Here is a 17,241-nt window from a genome sequence, read left to right as displayed (position 1 = left end):
TATCTGTATAACTATTTCCACCTAATTTACTTGGTTTTTATTAGATTCTAAATGCCATGTATAAAAATTCACACAAAACATTTTTCACTATAGTAATTCACTCTATTAAAAAGGATTTATCAATATTATGCATGTCGGATCAAATGAATAAAGTCATTCAAGTTTTCCCTTTTTATTCAAAACACCCATGCATAAAAAAACCGCTAACCTAAGTCAGCGGTTTTTTTTGAAACTGTAAAATTAACCGTTACGGTTACGTTTACGTTCGTTTTCAGTCAACCAGCGTTTACGGATACGGATTGACTTAGGCGTTACTTCAACTAATTCGTCGTCTTCAATGAATTCAAGCGCTTGTTCAAGCGTATATTCAATTGCAGGAACAAGAGTCAACGCATCATCAGTACCAGAAGCACGTACGTTAGTTAACTGTTTCGCTTTAGTTGGGTTAACAGTCATGTCGTCTGAACGTGAGTTAATACCAACGATCATACCTTCATAAACTTCTAACTGAGGTTTAGCGAATAGACGGCCGCGGTCTTGTAAGCTGAACAATGCATAGCCCAAGCAGGTGCCTTGAACCATAGAAATCAACACACCGTTTTGACGTTTCGCAACAGTACCTTGTTTCATTGGACCGTAGTGCGAGAAGCTTGAAGTCATGATACCTGTACCTGAAGTCATTGTTAAGAATTCAGAACGGAAACCAATCAAACCACGTGAAGGAACAGTTGCTTCAATACGGATACGGCCTTTACCGTCAACTTCCATATTGGTCATTTCACCTTTACGGTGACCCATTTGTTCCATTACAGCGCCTTGGTGCTGCTCTTCAACGTCAAACGTTACGTTTTCGTATGGCTCTTGTTTTTCACCATCAATTTCTTTGATGATTACTTGTGGACGTGATACGCCCATTTCGAAGCCTTCACGACGCATGTTTTCAATAAGAACTGAAAGGTGAAGCTCACCACGACCAGATACTTTGAAACGGTCAGGACTGTCAGTATCTTCAACACGTAATGCTACGTTGTGAATCAATTCGCGATCTAGACGTTCACGGATATTACGTGAAGTTACGAATTTACCTTCTTTACCAGCAAACGGTGAGTTGTTTACTTGGAAAGTCATCGATACTGTAGGTTCGTCTACAGAAAGTGCAGGTAAAGCTTCAACTGCTTTTGGATCACAGATTGTGTCAGAGATATGAAGTTCATCAATACCCGTTACACAAACGATGTCACCAGCAGAAGCTGATTCAACATCGATACGCTCTAAACCATGGTAACCCATGATTTTTAAGATACGACCGTTACGTGTTTTACCGTCTTTGTCGATTACAGTTACAGGAGTGTTTAATTTCACTGAACCACGTTGAATACGACCAACACCGATAACACCTACGAAGCTGTTATAGTCAAGTGAAGACACTTGCATTTGGAATGGACCATCAACGTCAACCGCTGGTGGTTCAACGATGTCTACAATTGTTTCGAACAATGGAGTCATGTCTTCAGCAAGTTCTTCTGGAGATGGACCAGCCACACCACGAAGACCTGAAGCATATACAACTGGGAAGTCTAACTGTTCGTCAGAACCACCAAGGTTGTCGAACAAATCGAATACTTGGTCAATTACCCAGTCTGGACGAGCGTTTGGCTTGTCGACTTTGTTAATAATTACGATTGGTTTCAAACCACGTGCGAACGCTTTTTGCGTTACAAAACGAGTTTGTGGCATTGGGCCTTCTTGAGAGTCAACAAGAAGAAGTACGCAGTCAACCATTGACATTACACGTTCTACTTCACCACCGAAGTCGGCGTGTCCCGGGGTATCCACGATATTGATACGGTATTCAGTGTTAGTACGCTTGTCTAACCATTTGATTGCAGTGTTTTTTGCAAGAATGGTAATACCACGTTCACTTTCAATAGCGCCAGAATCCATTACACGTTCGATCTCGCCTGCGCGATCGCCAAGAGCACCTGATTGCTGTAAAAGTTTGTCTACAAGAGTAGTTTTACCATGGTCGACGTGCGCGATGATGGCAATGTTACGGAGAGTTTTAATATCTGACATGTGAATTCGATACGCCTAAAGTTTGAGGGCAAATTATACAGAAAAAATATAGATTTTAGTAGTGACAGTTTATTGACAATCGCATTTTTTTTGACGACTGGCACGCTTTTGGTTTTGTAAAGCTGTGTAAACAGATTAGAATAGCGCCACCTAGCCTTAATTTTCAGTGCCGCATGTCTGATTTAAACCAATCTCCCGAAGCAAAAGATCAACTCGATTTAGTCTATGGATTGAATGATCGACCAAAACCTTTTATTGCTTTCCTCGCTGCGTTTCAACATTTATTGGCCATTATTGTCCCAATTGTGACGCCGGGTCTGCTGATCTGTTTGGCACTTGGTGTGTCAAAAGAAGACACCAATATGATTCTTTCGATGTCATTGGTGATCTCTGGTATCGCAACCTTTTTACAATGTAAAAAAGTCGGTCCATTTGGTGCAGGTCTACTGATTGTACAAGGAACCAGCTTTAACTTTATTGGTCCTATTATCGGTATTGGTTCTGCAATGGTTGCGGCAGGTACACCTGTAGAAGCAGTGATGGCATCTATCTTTGGTGTGGTGATCGCGGGTTCATTCATTGAAATGGGTGTGTCACGAATTTTACCGTGGGTGAAAAAACTGATCACTCCATTGGTAACAGGTATCGTAGTGTTATTGATTGGTCTGACTTTAATTAAAGAAGGCCTGATCAGCATGGGTGGTGGTTATCAAGCCATGGGCGATAAAACATTTGCCAATGCAGACAACCTCATCATGTCTTGTACCGTTTTGGCACTGATCATTTTACTGAATCGTGTGCGTATTACATGGGTAAAAAGTTCTGCCATCCTGATTGCCTTAGTCGTGGGTTACATCCTTGCAGGCTTTATGGGTCATTTAAACTTTGATGGTTTAAAAGATGCGCCACTGGTTCAAATTCCAACACCGATGCACTTTGGCCTGAGCTTCTCTTGGAGCTTATTCATTCCAATGGCATTTATCTACCTTGTGACATCTTTGGAAGCAATTGGCGATATTACCGCGACTTCTAAGCTTTCAAATCAAGCTGTAGATGGCCCTGAATGGATGAAGCGTATTAAAGGTGGTGTATTGGTGAATGGTGCAAACTCATTCCTTGCCGGTATCTTTAACACATTCCCAAGTTCTGTATTTGCGCAAAACAACGGTGTTATTCAGTTAACAGGTGTTGCAAGCCGCTATGTAGGCATTTGGATTGCTGCCTTATTGGTTATTTTAGGCTTACTTCCTGCTGTAGCAGGTGTCATTCAGGCAGTTCCACAAGCCGTGCTTGGTGGTGCTGTAATGGTCATGTTCGGTGCCGTGGCTGCCTCGGGTATTAATATCTTGTCAGGCATTCATTTAGACCGCCGCGCACTATTAATCATTGCGATTTCATTGGCATTGGGTCTAGGTGTTGCACAAGTACCACAAATCCTTGAACATCTTCCTGAATTGTTCCGTAATATCTTCAGTTCAGGCGTTGCCACTGGTGGTATCGCTGCCCTTATTTTGAATATTGTTCTTCCTGAAGTGAAGAAGTAAGTTCATTTGTCAAAGAACACTGCCTAGGTTCCGCCCTAGGCAGTGTTTTTTATGATGGAGAAATCTATGGATCTCACAAGTGAAGTCGTTATACGACAGATCGATTTATTACAAGATCGCGTGCTTTTCGTAAATGCACCGACAGATGACTTACTCAGTCAATTGAATGACAATATTAAGCCATCGATTTGGTGCTGGAATTTTAATGATTTTCAGTACTTTCAAAATCAACAGTCAAACGTCCATTTTGGTGTCGATTTTCCTGAAGGTCAGTTTGATCAAGCGGTTATTTTTGTTCCGAAATCAAAAGAACTGCTGAATTATTTATTACACAATGTCGCAAGTCATCTTGCTCAAGGTGCGTCTATTTTCCTCGTGGGTGAGAAAAAAGGCGGTGTTGAACGCGCAGCAAAACAATTACAACCCTTTGGTAAAACCCTAAAAATTGATAGTGCGCGTCACTGTCAAATGTGGCAAACCCTCTTAGAAAAAACTGTAACACTCAAGCCACTACAAGATTGGGTGCAAAAATATCCAGTTGAGACTCCAAATGGTGAGCTTACGATTTGCGCACTGCCGGGCGTATTTAGCCAGAACCGTTTAGATGTGGGTACGGCTACCTTATTGCCTTATTTATCACAAGTCACTTCGGGCAAAATTGCTGATTTCGGCTGTGGTGCGGGTGTCATCAGTGCTTATTTAGCCAAACTGAATCCTAAAAATCGTATCTTTGCCATGGATGTAGATGCTTTTGCACTGGCTTCTACACAAATGACATTTGAACAAAATTTGCTTGAACCTGAACAACTTGAGATTAAAGCGGTCACAGGAATCGAGGATGCACCACTATTTTTACATGCCGTAGTCAGCAATCCACCCTTCCATCAAGGGATTCAAACCGACTACAATGCCAGTGAAAATCTATGCAAAACTTCGCGCAGACATTTGAAGTCTGGGGGTGAGCTTTGGATTGTTGCCAACCGATTCCTCAATTATCCGACTTTAATTGAGCAGCATTATGGTCAATGTACAATCAAAGCCGACCAACAAGGATTTAAAGTCTTGTTTGCGAGCACGCAAAAAAATCTTAAGGAACAATGATGAGCGAAACTCAAAAACCAGCTCAGCTTCAGCGTAAGTTGGGTGCTCGCCATCTCAACATGATTGCAATTGGTGGATCAATTGGTACAGGTTTATTCCTTGCCTCAGGTGCAACCATTGCCAATGCAGGCCCGGGTGGCGCCCTGCTTGCATACTGCTTAATTGGTATCATGATTTACTTCTTGATGACCAGTCTAGGTGAGCTTGCAACACATAATCCAACTTCGGGTGCATTCTTTACCTACGGCACAAAGTATGTCGAGGGTGGTTTCGGCTTCGCTTTGGGTTGGAACTATTGGTACAACTGGGCGATTACCGTGGCATTTGAATTGGTTGCAGTCCAATTCATTATGAAATTCTGGTTTCCAGATATTCCGGGCTTTTACTGGAGTGCGATTTTCCTCGCAATCGTCTTTGCCATTAATGCGCTGACCGTAAAAGGCTTCGGTGAATCCGAATTCTTCTTCTCGCTTGTTAAAGTGCTCGCAATTGTTGCCTTTATCATTATCGGCCTGTTTATGATTGGCAAAATCATGCTGACACCGGGCGTAGAAACATTTGCCAACTGGACCAAGGGTGAAGCCCCATTTGTCGGCGGTTTATCTGCCTTGATTGGTGTGGCCATGATTGCCGGTTTCTCTTTCCAAGGGACTGAAATGGTTGGTGTGGCTGCAGGTGAATCGAAAGATCCTGAAAAGACCATTCCTATTGCCATCAAGCAAATTTTCTGGCGTATCTTGTTGTTTTATATCGTGTGTATTTTCATTATCGGCACTCTCATTGCCTATGATGACCCACGTTTATTACAAGCAGCATCTACTGAAAATATTGCACTATCACCATTTACCTTACTGTATGAAAAAGCAGGTTTTGCTTTTGCTGCATCGGTGATGAATGCGGTGATCTTGACTGCGATTTTATCAGCGGGTAACTCTGGTATGTACTCCTCTACCCGTATGCTGTTTGATATGGCACGTAAAGGCAGTGCGCCGAAAGTCTTTGGTCGCTTAGATGCACGTGGCGTACCGATGAATGCGCTTTATGCAACTACAGCGATCGCAGCACTGTGCTTCTTAACCACATTTATCGGTGAACAAGCGGTATTTAACTGGTTACTGAACATGTCAGGTATGTGTGGCTTTATTGTGTGGCTCGGTATTGCAGTTTCACATTATCGCTTCCGTAAAGGCTACTTGGCTCAGGGCAATAAATTGGAAGACCTTGCTTACCGTGCAAAATTCTTCCCATTTGCACCGTGGTTTGCCTTTATTTTGTGTGCCATCGTGGTCCTTGGTCAGAACTATCAAGCCGTTTTAGATGGTGAATGGTTAGCCGTTGTTTCTACCTATATTGGTATTTTCTTATTCCTTGCCATTTGGTTCGGTTATAAATGGAAACACAAAACTAAGTTGGTTTCATATCAAGAAATGGATGTAAAACCAATGAAAGTTGATCAAGAATAATGTGATCACTGAATAAAAAAAGCAGCATCAGAGCTGCTTTTTTTATGGCTAAAATTGTGTCTCAATACATTCACGCTTTAACAAAATATTTCGTGAGTAATGTTGAGGAATGCTGTCTGATCTATCACCAACAACTGACACGCTCACTCAATCATGTTAAGCACCAAAAATAAAAACGCCCAATGCAATGCATCAGGCGTTTGTTCAAAAGTAACTACGTTTTCAGGTTTGATTTTCAATACTTAAGAAGCATTATGCTGTTGTACAAAGGCAATAAACTCGTCTTCGCTCATCACAGGCACACCCAGCTTTTCAGCCTTTTCTAATTTAGAACCTGCCTTTTCACCTGCAACTACACATTTGGTTTTACCCGAAACACTACCACTGACACGTGCGCCTAAGGCTTGAAGCATTTGCGTCGCTTCATCACGACCCATGGTACTCAATGTCCCTGTAATCACCCAACTCTCGCCATTCAGCGGCTGACGACTTGGTGCAACGGGTGCATCCCAATGAATCCCAGCTGCCAACAAACGATCAACCACTTCGAGGTTATGCGGCGCTTGGAAAAAGTCGACAATCCATTCTGCGGTAATATCACCAACGTCTGGCGTTTTTTTCAAGGATTCGAGATCTGCATGACGAATCGCATCAAAAGTTTGGAAAGTATTCGCGAGCATGCGTGCCGTGGTTTCACCCACGCCTCGAATGCCGAGTGCATAAATAAATGCACCTAGCGTCGTTTTCTTACTATTTTCAATGGAGTCAATGAGGTTTTGAACCGACTTCTCACCCATTTTTTCAATGGTCAGTAATTTTTCACGATGCTCATGCAAGCTATAAATATCAGCAACATCTTTGAGTAAATCCAAATGTAAAAGTGATTCCGCCCAACGGTCACCTAAGCCCTCAATGTCCATAGCTTTACGCGATACAAAGTGACGAATCGCCTCAATACGCTGTGCAGCACAGTACAAACCACCTGAACAACGTGCCAAGGCTTCACCTTCGGGCATCACCACTGGAGATGAGCAGACTGGGCAATATGCAGGTAACTGAACTTCTACCGTATCTACAGGACGGAATTCAGGCCATACTTTTTCCACTTTTGGAATCACATCGCCACTACGGTAGACACTGACTGTATCACCCACACGGACATCTAAACGGTGAATTTCACCAATATTATGTAGAGTGACATTGGAAACCGTTACGCCACCGACTGCAACAGGATTTAAACGTGCGACTGGAGTTAAAGTCCCTGTACGCCCCACTTGCCAATCAATATTTTCAACCGTCGTGAGCGCTGCAACTGCAGGGAATTTATATGCCGTTGCCCAGCGCGGTTCACGACTTAAAAAGCCCAGTGTTTGCTGTTGCTTCAGGCTGTTTACCTTAATCACCATGCCATCAATTTCAACGCTCAGGCTTGGACGATCAATGATCATTTGCTCATATGCAGCTTGTACGTCCTGAATGCTGTCACATATAAAGTGACGTTCACCGACAGCAAAACCAAACTGTGTCAGCCACTCAAGACTTGCAGACATGGTGGTTTGCCCATGATGTGGTTCACACTGTGCAATGCCATAGGCATAAAAAGCCAAAGGACGCGAAGCCGCAATTGCAGGATCGAGTTGACGTAAGCTTCCTGCTGCTGCATTTCGTGGATTGGCAAAGGTTTTTTCACCTTTGGCTTCATTTTCAGCATTAAGCTTTTCAAAGCCTGACTTTGGCATCAGGACTTCACCACGGACTTCAAGCAGACTTGGAATTTCAGTCTTTGTAGTAGTCAGTACTTTAGGTAAATTTCGAATGGTTTTTACATTTTGGGTAATGTCTTCCCCTGTTTCACCATCACCCCGTGTCACACCACGGACTAAAATGCCATTTTCATACCAAAGAGAAATCGCCAGCCCATCAAATTTTAATTCGACATCATATTCAATTTTTTGATTCGGTAAGCGCTCTTCCGCACGACGGGCAAAGGCAAATAAATCTTCTGCATTAAATACATTACCCAATGACAACATGGGTACTGCATGGGTTACAGATTCAAACTTAGACAAGGCCTTTCCACCCACTTTTGTGGTTGGTGTATCAGGTTGCACTAAATCAGGGTATTGCTCTTCTAAGGCTTTTAATTGGTGAAAAAGTTGATCATATTCACTGTCCTCAATTTCTGGCGTGTCCATGACATAGTAGGCATGGTTATGTTTCGCCAAGAGTTGAATCAGTTGTCGCATCTGTGCAACGACAGTGGATTGTTGTGTCATACATTCACCATAAAAAAGGGCGGTTCATGCTCCGCCCTCAAATTTCATTATCTGTTGCTATTATAGAAACCCACTCGGTGAGTTTCAATCAAAGACGCTTAGACTTCGATAGCTTGACCTTGACGATAATCAATCGCTTGATGACGCCAATGTTCACGCATCTGCGGTGTAAATTCTTGGTTATTTTGATCATACACAGTACCGTCAATTTCACGTGCAATTAGACGTGAAATGCTGTCCATGGTATCAAAGGCATTTTGCACATCGCTGTGTGGCAGCGCCAAGAAGAAAGCTAAACCTTTTACTTCTTCAGTCGATAAAGTTTCAAGATCAAAACCTTGCGCAGCGCCATCATTATTCATTTGTAATACAGAGAATAATAACTTTGTGCCTTCTTCATCATAACGATGGAAACAGGCCATTTCGCCGAAGCGTAAACCGTATTTCAGTAACACTTTTAATGCTTTTTCACCTGACAAGGCACGGCTATCAGGGAACACATTTAAGGCGATATAAGTTTCCGCAGTCGCTAAAGCACTTTCTTCATCAACAATTTTTTGTTCATGTAAATGAGCATCCAAAATACTGCTTTCTTCATCAAAATCGCTAATTTCAGCTTTTTCAATTGCACTATTTACACTAAATTCTGGTGCTTTTTCTGCAGGAACAGCGTCAGCCTGAACATTCGTCGCAGGAGTCGCTGCGTGATTGGCATCGGTGGCTACAGTTGCAACCGTTGCAGATTCTGTTGTTTCTGTAGACAATATATTGTCTTCTGTTGCAGTTTGAGCTTTTTCAACTGAAACGGGATCCGTCGTAGTCGTCTCAGTCTTTGCCGTAGCCTCAACGCTCTGCTCTGCTTGTTCCGTTGCCGTTGCTTCTGGAGTTACATTCGCTTGAACAGCTTCAGTCGTTTCAACCGCTGTGACTTTTTCCTCAGCCAAAGTCGGCTCTACACGTTGCGTGGTTTCAGGTGTATTTAACTGATTTCGTACATGGCGCGGAATAACAGGTTGCTGACTATCAGGGTCAATATGTAATTCGGTGTCGAGTGATGGCGCTGCATCCGCAGGTTTACGAAACATCATTCGAATGCCCACAACCATGATAATTACAGCGATTACAATCCCAGCTATAGTGGTGATTTCCATGTTATGCCTCCGCAGCTAAACCGTATTCTTTGGCCTGCTCAATATTCACAGTCACTAATTTTGAAGTTCCTGGTTCTGGCATGGTCACACCAAGTAAGTCAGTTGCCATTGTCATTGCCAGTTTATTGTGTGTAATGTAGATAAATTGCACTTGTTCTGAAAGCTCTTTTACAAGATTACAAAATCTTCCTACATTTGCATCGTCTAAAGGTGCATCGACTTCGTCTAAAACGCAAAATGGTGCAGGATTTAGGCGGAAAATCGCAAAAACCAAAGCCAATGCAGTCAATGCCTTTTCACCACCCGACAATAATGCCAAAGAGCTATTTCGTTTACCCGGTGGTCGTGCCATCAGTTTTACACCCGATTGCCAACCATCTTCAAGGCTTAAACTTGCTTCGCCGCCATTAAATACTTTCGGAAACAACTCTTGAAGTTCTGCATTGACCTTATCAAAGGTGGTCATAAACAGCTTTCGAGTTTCCTGATCAATGCTTTTCATCGCAGCTTGCAATTGTTCAACAGTTTTTTGCAAGTCATCGATTTGGTGGCTTAAATCATCAAAGCGTTTAGAAACTTCAGTATATTCTTCTGCGGCAGCCAAGTTGACTGCGCCCAATTTATCAAACTGCTGCTGTGCTTTTTCGAGTTTTTGCTGATGGGATACCACATCAATGCTTAAACCCGTCAGCATTTCACTGTTCATTTCTTTCAATTGTTCTGAATAATGCTGCAAATCAGACTGCGCGGATTGCCAAGCCAAACGCTTTTCTTCCAATTGCGTACGCAATTTTTCATCTTGCTGTTGATGTGAATGGCGTTGTTCCGTCAATGTCTGTTGTTTGCTCTGAACATTATTCAGTTCAAGCTGCCAGTCATTCCAGGTTTTTTGTAAACGTTCAGTGACTTGGGCCTGTTCAGAATACTGTGACTCAAGCGCAGGCAATTCTAACTGTACCGGATCGACAAATTTCTTCGCCTGCTCCATCTGTCCAATAATTTGCTGAGTTTGTGCTTTTAAAAAGACCGTGTCTTTTTCTAATAATTCAATCTGTTGTTTCGTCTGTACAGACTGACGACGCACGATTTCCAATTCTTGCTGACTGTGTAATACCACTTGCTGAGCACTTTCCAGCGCTACACTCAATTCCTCAACTTGGAATTGCAAGGTTTTATAATTAGGCAAGGCTTGCTCGAGCTTCATCGTCAGCGCATGTAGATCAATTTCCAAATCATCTTTTTGCATGGCATCTTCTTCAAGCTGGGCTTCAAGTTGCTGTAATTGATCTTCTAACTGCTGCTTTTGTAATGCAAATGCCTGATTGGAACTTTGTACCTTCGCAATGGCAACATCAGCATTTTGAATATCTTTTTGCCAAGTTTTTAATTGGCTATGTTGCTGTTGTAGATTTTGCTGTAAAGCCTGTACGACATTTTGCAACTCAGGCAATTGCCCTTCTAGTTGTGTCAGCTTTGGCTGCTGTTCTGCAAGTAATTCAGTCAATTCATCCAAACGAATACGGTGGCTCAATGCACCTTGCCCTGCTTGGCTGTCCTCATCATAGTCCAGACCAATCACCCAATCCACACCGACATGATAACCATCGAGCGTGAGTATTGACTGACCAGCAGCCAGTTTAGCCTGATGACTCAGTGCCACTGTCAATGTTTCGGCAATTGCGACCTGCTGCCAGATCGAAAGCTGTGGTGCTTCAATCCACGTCGCCAAAGCTTCTAATCCAACGATTTGTGCTGCTGTGTGAGGACTTCCTTTGACCTGACGTGCAATACTGTCTTGAAAACTATCACTGTGTCCTAAGACTTGAGCACTCAGCCATTTAGACAAAAATTTCTCGACCAGTTGCGCATGCTGTTTGCCTTGCGTGCTCAACTGCAACTGCTGCATTAAATGTTGACGCTGGCTTTGCTGCTTGGGACTGGCTTTAATCATCAAGTGATTTAGGTTTTTCTGCTCTGACAACAGCACCTGTATTTCTGACTTTAGCTGCAGCACCGTATTTTTGTGCTGTGCCTGCTGTTCTTGTGCAGCTGCAAGCTGTGTCTGCGTTTCGGCAATCACCTGCTCTTGTTGCGTAATTTGTTGTTCGAGCTGTTGCTTATCTTGCTGATACTGCTCCAACTCATCTTGCTGCGCCTGATGCTGAATTTGACCTCTTTGCTGTTGCAGGGTCTCACGTTGTTGCTCAATTCGACCAATATTTTTGGTCAATTGTTCACTCTGCGCCAACATCTGTAGCTTTTGCTGTTGCTGCTTTTCGACTTGCCCACGGCATTGTTCAAATTGTTGAACCGCTTGTTGATGCTGAGCTTTCAAATCGGCCAATTGTTGAGTCTGATCTTGAGTACTGCTTTCTTGGCGCTGTAATTGCTCAACAAATCCATCTTGCTGTTCTTGCAGCGTTTCCAGTTGTAACTCTAATAGCTGTAAACGTTCTTTGGTTTGAGCTTTTTGCTTTTCAAGCTCCACCAAACTTGCCGAATTTTGTGCAAATAAACCCTGCTTTTGCTCCAGCGTCATTTTCAACTCAGACAGTTTCTTTTCCGCCTGTTGCCATTCACTTTGTAATGGCGTGGACTGTTGAATAAGCCGTTGAAATAAAGCACTGGTGGAAGATAAGTCATGCTCTAGAGTATTCAGCTCAGAACGAACCAGTTTGAAGGTTTCCCCGAGCTCATTCATCTGAAGCGTGTATTCTTGCTGTAAACGCGTGCTTTGTTCACATTGGAAAGACAACACTTCGATCTTAATGGTACGAATTTGGGTTTCTAATTCTTTGTATTGCACCGCCGTTTCAGACTGGCGTTTTAAGGTTTTCAGCTGAGATTTCAGTTCTGATGCAATGTCTTCGAGACGTTCTAAGTTTTGAGTGGTGTGTTCTAGATGCTGTAAAGTTTCACGACGACGAGCTTGATAGCGAGAAACCCCAGCGGCTTCTTCAATATACACACGCATTTCTTCAGGTTTGGCATCGACCAAACGGTTGATCATGCCCTGTTCAATAATCGCATACGAACGTGGACCTAAACCGGTACCTAAGAAAATATCGGTAATATCACGACGGCGGCATTTGGTGCCGTTGAGGAAATATTCGGATTTACCATCACGATTGACCTGACGACGAACTGCTAGTTCAGTATAGGCATTATAAGCGCCACCTAACTTGCCATAGGTATTATCAAAACGCAGTTCAACACTCGCCATCCCGACTGGTTTACGCTTTGCCGTTCCGGTAAAAATAACATCTTGCATGGTGCCACCACGCAATTGACGGGCACTGGACTCCCCCATAACCCAACGAATGGCATCAATCACATTGGATTTACCACAGCCGTTCGGTCCAACAACCGCACTACGGTTGCCTTCAAATTTTAGAGTTGTGCTATCGGCAAAAGATTTGAAGCCGGAAAGTTTTAAACTGCTTAAACGCATAATGTCCTGATCAGCGGCGTGAACGTCTCGCCCACGCTAATTCGATTTGTTTCATCCGTGTTAGTGATTCCAACACAAGGTTGCGTAAGTGTCGACAAAAATCTTCCATAAATAAAGTGGCTTGATGTGATTTTCTGATTAAAACTGCATCAGTCACTAATTTAAACAAATCAAAAGATTCTTGTATTTCACGTCGTGAAATATTCAGTGTCAGGAAATAACTGCGTCTGAGTGATGGCAACAATTCTTGGTAATAACGCATCAGGTAGGTATTTCCCACCATTTCATGCTGACGAGCCATGCCCTGAAAAATCAGATCATAAAACTTTTCAGTATTGCCTTGGCGAGTTTCCACGTCTAATTGTTCAAGTAATAACTGAATACGCTCAGCTTCATGGCTGCGCCACGTTTCCGCCATACGATGCACAATTTGACCCAACAATAATGCTGCAATATCAAATAATGAGCGCACTTGTAAAGCCGACATTTCAGAGACTAAGGCGCCACGGCGTGGGTAGATTTCAATGAGCTGGGTCCGTTCTAAAATCAATAAAGCTTCACGAACAGAGCCACGGCTCACATCCAATTCGGCCGCAATTCTGAGTTCCTGAATACGCTCGCCTTCGACCAACTCACCGCGAATGATTTGTTCACCGATGTGTTTGGCAATTTGTTCTGACAAACTGTCCGCTTCTTGTTGTTGCATACTGTTCCTATCTTTTTTTTATAAGATGCAATGTTCAGATTTACACTCAATCTATTTGCATTAGAAACGATAAGCAACCTAATTGAACATGACATTGTCTGACAATCTTGTGTCAACAAAGCCAATTTTGTCAGTCAAAACGGACAATCAAGCGCCAAAGGCTTGCACACCTTGATAAATAAAATAGCAACCAACTGTTGTTAATAAGCATGCAAAACAACGCTTTAGCATAAATGGTGACAACATATGAGCCACTTTCGCACCCAATTTCGCAGTGATGAAGCTCATTACACTAATCCCGATAAATGCATAAATATGGATATAACCAATGGTATTGGGAACCTCGATATCGGCATGATGACCAAACCACATAAAGCCGAGTGCCCCTGCAATCGCAATCGGTAAACCACATGCAGCAGAGGTTGCGACCGCTTTTTGCATAATGACGCCGTTTTTATTCAAATACGGGACGGTTAAGCTACCTCCACCAATACCGAAGATCGCAGAGGCAATCCCAATACCACCCCCTGCTGCCATTTGCATGGCTTGTGAGGGTAAATGTTTATTCGGATCGACTGGTGTCGCTGCACCGCGAAACATTTTAAAGGCCACCCAGACCGCAAAAAAGCCAATCAACAGTTGCAAACCCTGCCCTGAGAGATAATCAGCAATGCCTGCACCGAGAAATGAACCGATCACCAAACCCGGTGACAAATTCCGAAAGACATTCCACAGCACGGCACCTTTTTTATGATGAGCCGAAACCGAACTGAGTGAGGTGACAATAATCGTGGCTAAAGATGTGCCCACCGCCATGTGCATAATCACACTGGGATCATATTGAAGTTGGGTAAAGACAATGAATAAAATCGGCACAATAATCAGGCCACCGCCAACACCAAATAGCCCCGCAGCAAAACCAGCGATTGCACCAATCAGTAAATATATGATTAACTCCATCAATATTATTCCACAACTCTCAGATTCAAATGGATTTAGAGACCAGACACTTACAGCAATTGCTGAGCACAGTACCTCAGCCGCCTGAAGTTTTATTACTGAAGCCCATTACCACATCGACCAATGACGATGTCCGTGAGATTGCCAAAAAAGGCATTCAACATGTTTTGGTATGCAGTGAAGAGCAAACTCAGGGGCGTGGGCAACGCGATCATCAATGGGTCTCACCCGTTGGTAATATCTATTTAAGCACATTGCTGAATTTACAAACAGCGATAGATGGACGGCTTGCACTCGAAATTGCCTTAAATATCTTACAAATGCCAAGTTTGCAAAATCTCGCTTTACAAGTGAAATGGCCTAATGACCTGTATAGCCCACAAGGCAAATGGGGCGGGATTTTGATTGAACCGATTTCGCCACATCAAGCGATAGTCGGCGTTGGCATGAACTTATTTCCGATTCCATCCATAGGAATTGAGCAACGTGCAACATCGTTATCTGAACTCGGACTTCCCTCGCCAAACCGGTTACAGTTAATTACTGAACTGTATGCAGCAATTCAACTTGCAGGTGAATGGTTCGATCATAACTGCTATAACCTCGCTGAACGATTCAACCATTACGCTGCATTTATGCAACAGCCCGTTGAACTTGAACACCTGCAAGGCAAAAGCCAAGGTCGCTTTCTCGGCATTGAAAATGATGGTTCGATCAACATCCAAACCTCGCAGCGCTTAGAAAATTATTTCCAAGGCCGCTTACGTTTAGCAGATCAATCATAAACAGGATTGCAAAGGCCTACTGATGAAAAAATTATGGCTCGATGTCGGTAATACACGGCTGAAATACTGGATTACCGAATACGATCAAATCATAGAGCATGCTGCGGAACTGCATTTACAGTCGCCTGCCGAACTACTTCTCGGTTTGATCCAGCACTTTAAAAGCTTGGACTTAGATCAGGTCGGGATTTCTTCAGTACTCGACAAGAAAAATAATGATCGGATTCAAAAAATTCTTAAATTTTTAGCGGTTCCTGTCACCATTGCCAAAGTTCATGCCGAATATGCGGGCTTACGCTGTGCTTATGAAGACACCAGTAAATTCGGGATCGACCGTTGGCTGCAAATGCTCGCAGTGGTCAAAGACCCTACTCAAAAATACTGTGTCATTAGTTGCGGAACGGCACTCACCATTGACTTAACGGATGGCTTACAACATTTAGGCGGTTATATTTTGCCAAATTTGTATTTGCAACGTGATTCGCTCATCCAAAACACCAAAGGCATTAAAATTCCAGATGCCACCTTTAACGAGCTGTCTCCTGGTAAAAATACCATAGACGCTGTTCATCATGGCATCTTGCTCAGCTTGGTCAGCACCATTGAAAAGGTTCTCGACAAATATCCAAGTCAGTTGATTTTAACCGGTGGCGATGCTGCGCTATTTGCACGCTATTTAGAACAATATCAGCCAGCTGTCGAAGCAGATTTGCTGCTTCGAGGCCTACAAAGTTATGTAAATGGCGTGTAATTTAGCCATTTTTTGATAGCAAACTGTGAAAGCGTGATGACCAATGGTGATCACGCTTTTTTATTGATGGTCATTTCATATAAGCGTGGTTACAAATTGTATCGCGATTCATGACCTTTTTTCGTCCAAGGAATTACAATAGCCTGCGATGATCGACAGATACATCAGCAACTTTATAATTTAAAAATGTCTTTCAAGATAGAATATAAGACGAAGAGTATAGATATGAAATTTAAAAATTTACTGGGTTTAAGCCTGCTCGCCTCTACATTATTCTTCGGCGGTTGTACCACGACACAAAATCTAGCCAACTCTAAAATCCCTGCCGAAATCAAATCACAGCTCAGCACCTCTGAAGCAGTTTTGGGCTATTTTGGAGATGAAGATAATCCTGATTACTGCGGCTGCGTATCATATATTGACTCAAGCTATTACATGACTCCAGTCAAAGACGGCTATTACCGTGTACTTTTAGGTCGTAATGCGACAGGTGATTTTTTAGTCCAAGATTTTTACCAAGAAACCAAAACCCCTCAATCCTCACCTGCTTGGGTCAAAGATCCGATGAAACTATTTAGTTTCAGTGGCAGTGACATTGAAGGCCCAGTAACGCTTTATCGCAAAAACGGCAAAGTAGAATCAACCTTTGTGAACCAAGATGGCGTGAGCATCCACGGCGAAGAGTTTTATCCAACAGGACAACGTGGCGCAGCGTATAAAGTCGATGAAAATGGCAATGATGCCTATCGCTTATGGTATGCCTCAGGAAAAATTGCGGCTGAATATGTCGTCGATACCGATGGTGAATATGTTGGTGCTTATAAAGCATGGCAGGAAGATGGTCGCGAAGCCAATGACAACATTGACGACATTCGTGAACGTGTTGCTTTAGAACTCGACTGATCTATCAACAAATCGAACAAACAAAAGGCGCAGATTGCGCCTTTTTTTATCTTCAATTGCACCTATTGCATGAT

At 42.9% G+C, this 17,241-nt stretch carries 12 protein-coding genes; 6 read left to right on the top strand and 6 right to left on the bottom strand.

Translation table 11 applies throughout. From position 1 onward, the window contains the following. Positions 1-240: 240 nt before the first annotated feature. Positions 241-2,076 carry a translational GTPase TypA gene (gene typA, locus FTU38_RS05655; RefSeq protein ID WP_180110728.1) on the bottom strand — a complete coding sequence of 612 codons (1,836 nt, stop codon included), beginning with the start codon at positions 2,074-2,076 and terminating at the stop codon, positions 241-243. A gap of 173 nt (positions 2,077-2,249) precedes the next feature. Here typA and FTU38_RS05650 point away from each other — a divergent pair, with 173 nt between their 5' ends. From FTU38_RS05650 to FTU38_RS05640, 3 genes are all read left to right on the top strand, one after another. After that, a complete protein-coding gene (locus FTU38_RS05650; RefSeq protein ID WP_078191151.1) occupies positions 2,250-3,620 on the top strand; it encodes a uracil-xanthine permease family protein in 1,371 nt (456 codons plus the stop codon). Between the two features lie 66 nt (positions 3,621-3,686). Beyond that, positions 3,687-4,721, top strand: coding sequence for a methyltransferase (locus FTU38_RS05645; RefSeq protein ID WP_180055569.1), 1,035 nt, complete (start codon positions 3,687-3,689; stop codon positions 4,719-4,721). Next, positions 4,721-6,184: an amino acid permease gene (locus FTU38_RS05640; RefSeq protein WP_180021403.1), complete on the top strand. Its 1,464-nt coding sequence runs from the start codon at positions 4,721-4,723 to the stop codon at positions 6,182-6,184. Before FTU38_RS05645 ends, FTU38_RS05640 begins: the two co-directional genes overlap by 1 nt. Before the next feature lie 242 nt (positions 6,185-6,426). Here the strand turns inward: FTU38_RS05640 and ligA are convergent, their stop codons facing one another. The 5 genes from ligA to FTU38_RS05615 all read right to left on the bottom strand — a co-directional run bounded on the left by ligA (position 6,427) and on the right by FTU38_RS05615 (position 14,728). Beyond that, on the bottom strand, positions 6,427-8,460 hold the full coding sequence (ligA, locus tag FTU38_RS05635; RefSeq protein WP_180110727.1) for an NAD-dependent DNA ligase LigA: 2,034 nt from the start codon (positions 8,458-8,460) through the stop codon (positions 6,427-6,429). Between the two features lie 98 nt (positions 8,461-8,558). Beyond that, positions 8,559-9,611: a cell division protein ZipA C-terminal FtsZ-binding domain-containing protein gene (locus FTU38_RS05630; RefSeq protein WP_180005019.1), complete on the bottom strand. Its 1,053-nt coding sequence runs from the start codon at positions 9,609-9,611 to the stop codon at positions 8,559-8,561. Between the two features lies 1 nt (position 9,612). Next, on the bottom strand, positions 9,613-13,062 hold the full coding sequence (gene smc, locus FTU38_RS05625; RefSeq protein ID WP_180110726.1) for a chromosome segregation protein SMC: 3,450 nt from the start codon (positions 13,060-13,062) through the stop codon (positions 9,613-9,615). Between the two features lie 10 nt (positions 13,063-13,072). Beyond that, entirely contained in the window at positions 13,073-13,768 is a 696-nt protein-coding gene (locus tag FTU38_RS05620; protein WP_180021411.1) for a GntR family transcriptional regulator, read from the bottom strand. A gap of 147 nt (positions 13,769-13,915) precedes the next feature. Beyond that, on the bottom strand, positions 13,916-14,728 hold the full coding sequence (locus FTU38_RS05615; protein ID WP_180106357.1) for a sulfite exporter TauE/SafE family protein: 813 nt from the start codon (positions 14,726-14,728) through the stop codon (positions 13,916-13,918). 29 nt (positions 14,729-14,757) lie between these two features. Between FTU38_RS05615 and FTU38_RS05610 the strand changes: the two genes are divergently transcribed. From FTU38_RS05610 to FTU38_RS05600, 3 genes are all read left to right on the top strand, one after another. Then, on the top strand, positions 14,758-15,513 hold the full coding sequence (locus FTU38_RS05610) for a biotin--[acetyl-CoA-carboxylase] ligase (RefSeq protein WP_180106356.1): 756 nt from the start codon (positions 14,758-14,760) through the stop codon (positions 15,511-15,513). Between the two features lie 22 nt (positions 15,514-15,535). Next, complete coding sequence (locus FTU38_RS05605) at positions 15,536-16,264, top strand: type III pantothenate kinase (protein ID WP_180106354.1); 729 nt, start codon at positions 15,536-15,538, stop codon at positions 16,262-16,264. A 225-nt stretch (positions 16,265-16,489) separates the two neighbouring features. Next, positions 16,490-17,167, top strand: coding sequence for a hypothetical protein (locus tag FTU38_RS05600; RefSeq protein WP_168378522.1), 678 nt, complete (start codon positions 16,490-16,492; stop codon positions 17,165-17,167). The last annotated feature ends 74 nt before the right edge of the window (positions 17,168-17,241 follow it).

Origin of the sequence: Acinetobacter sp. YH12098 (assembly GCF_013419235.1) — a bacterium.
Taxonomy (GTDB): Bacteria; Pseudomonadota; Gammaproteobacteria; order Pseudomonadales; family Moraxellaceae; genus Acinetobacter; species Acinetobacter amyesii.
The sequence above is the reverse complement of the archived record's forward strand: the minus strand, read 5'-3'. Positions and strand labels throughout refer to the sequence as shown.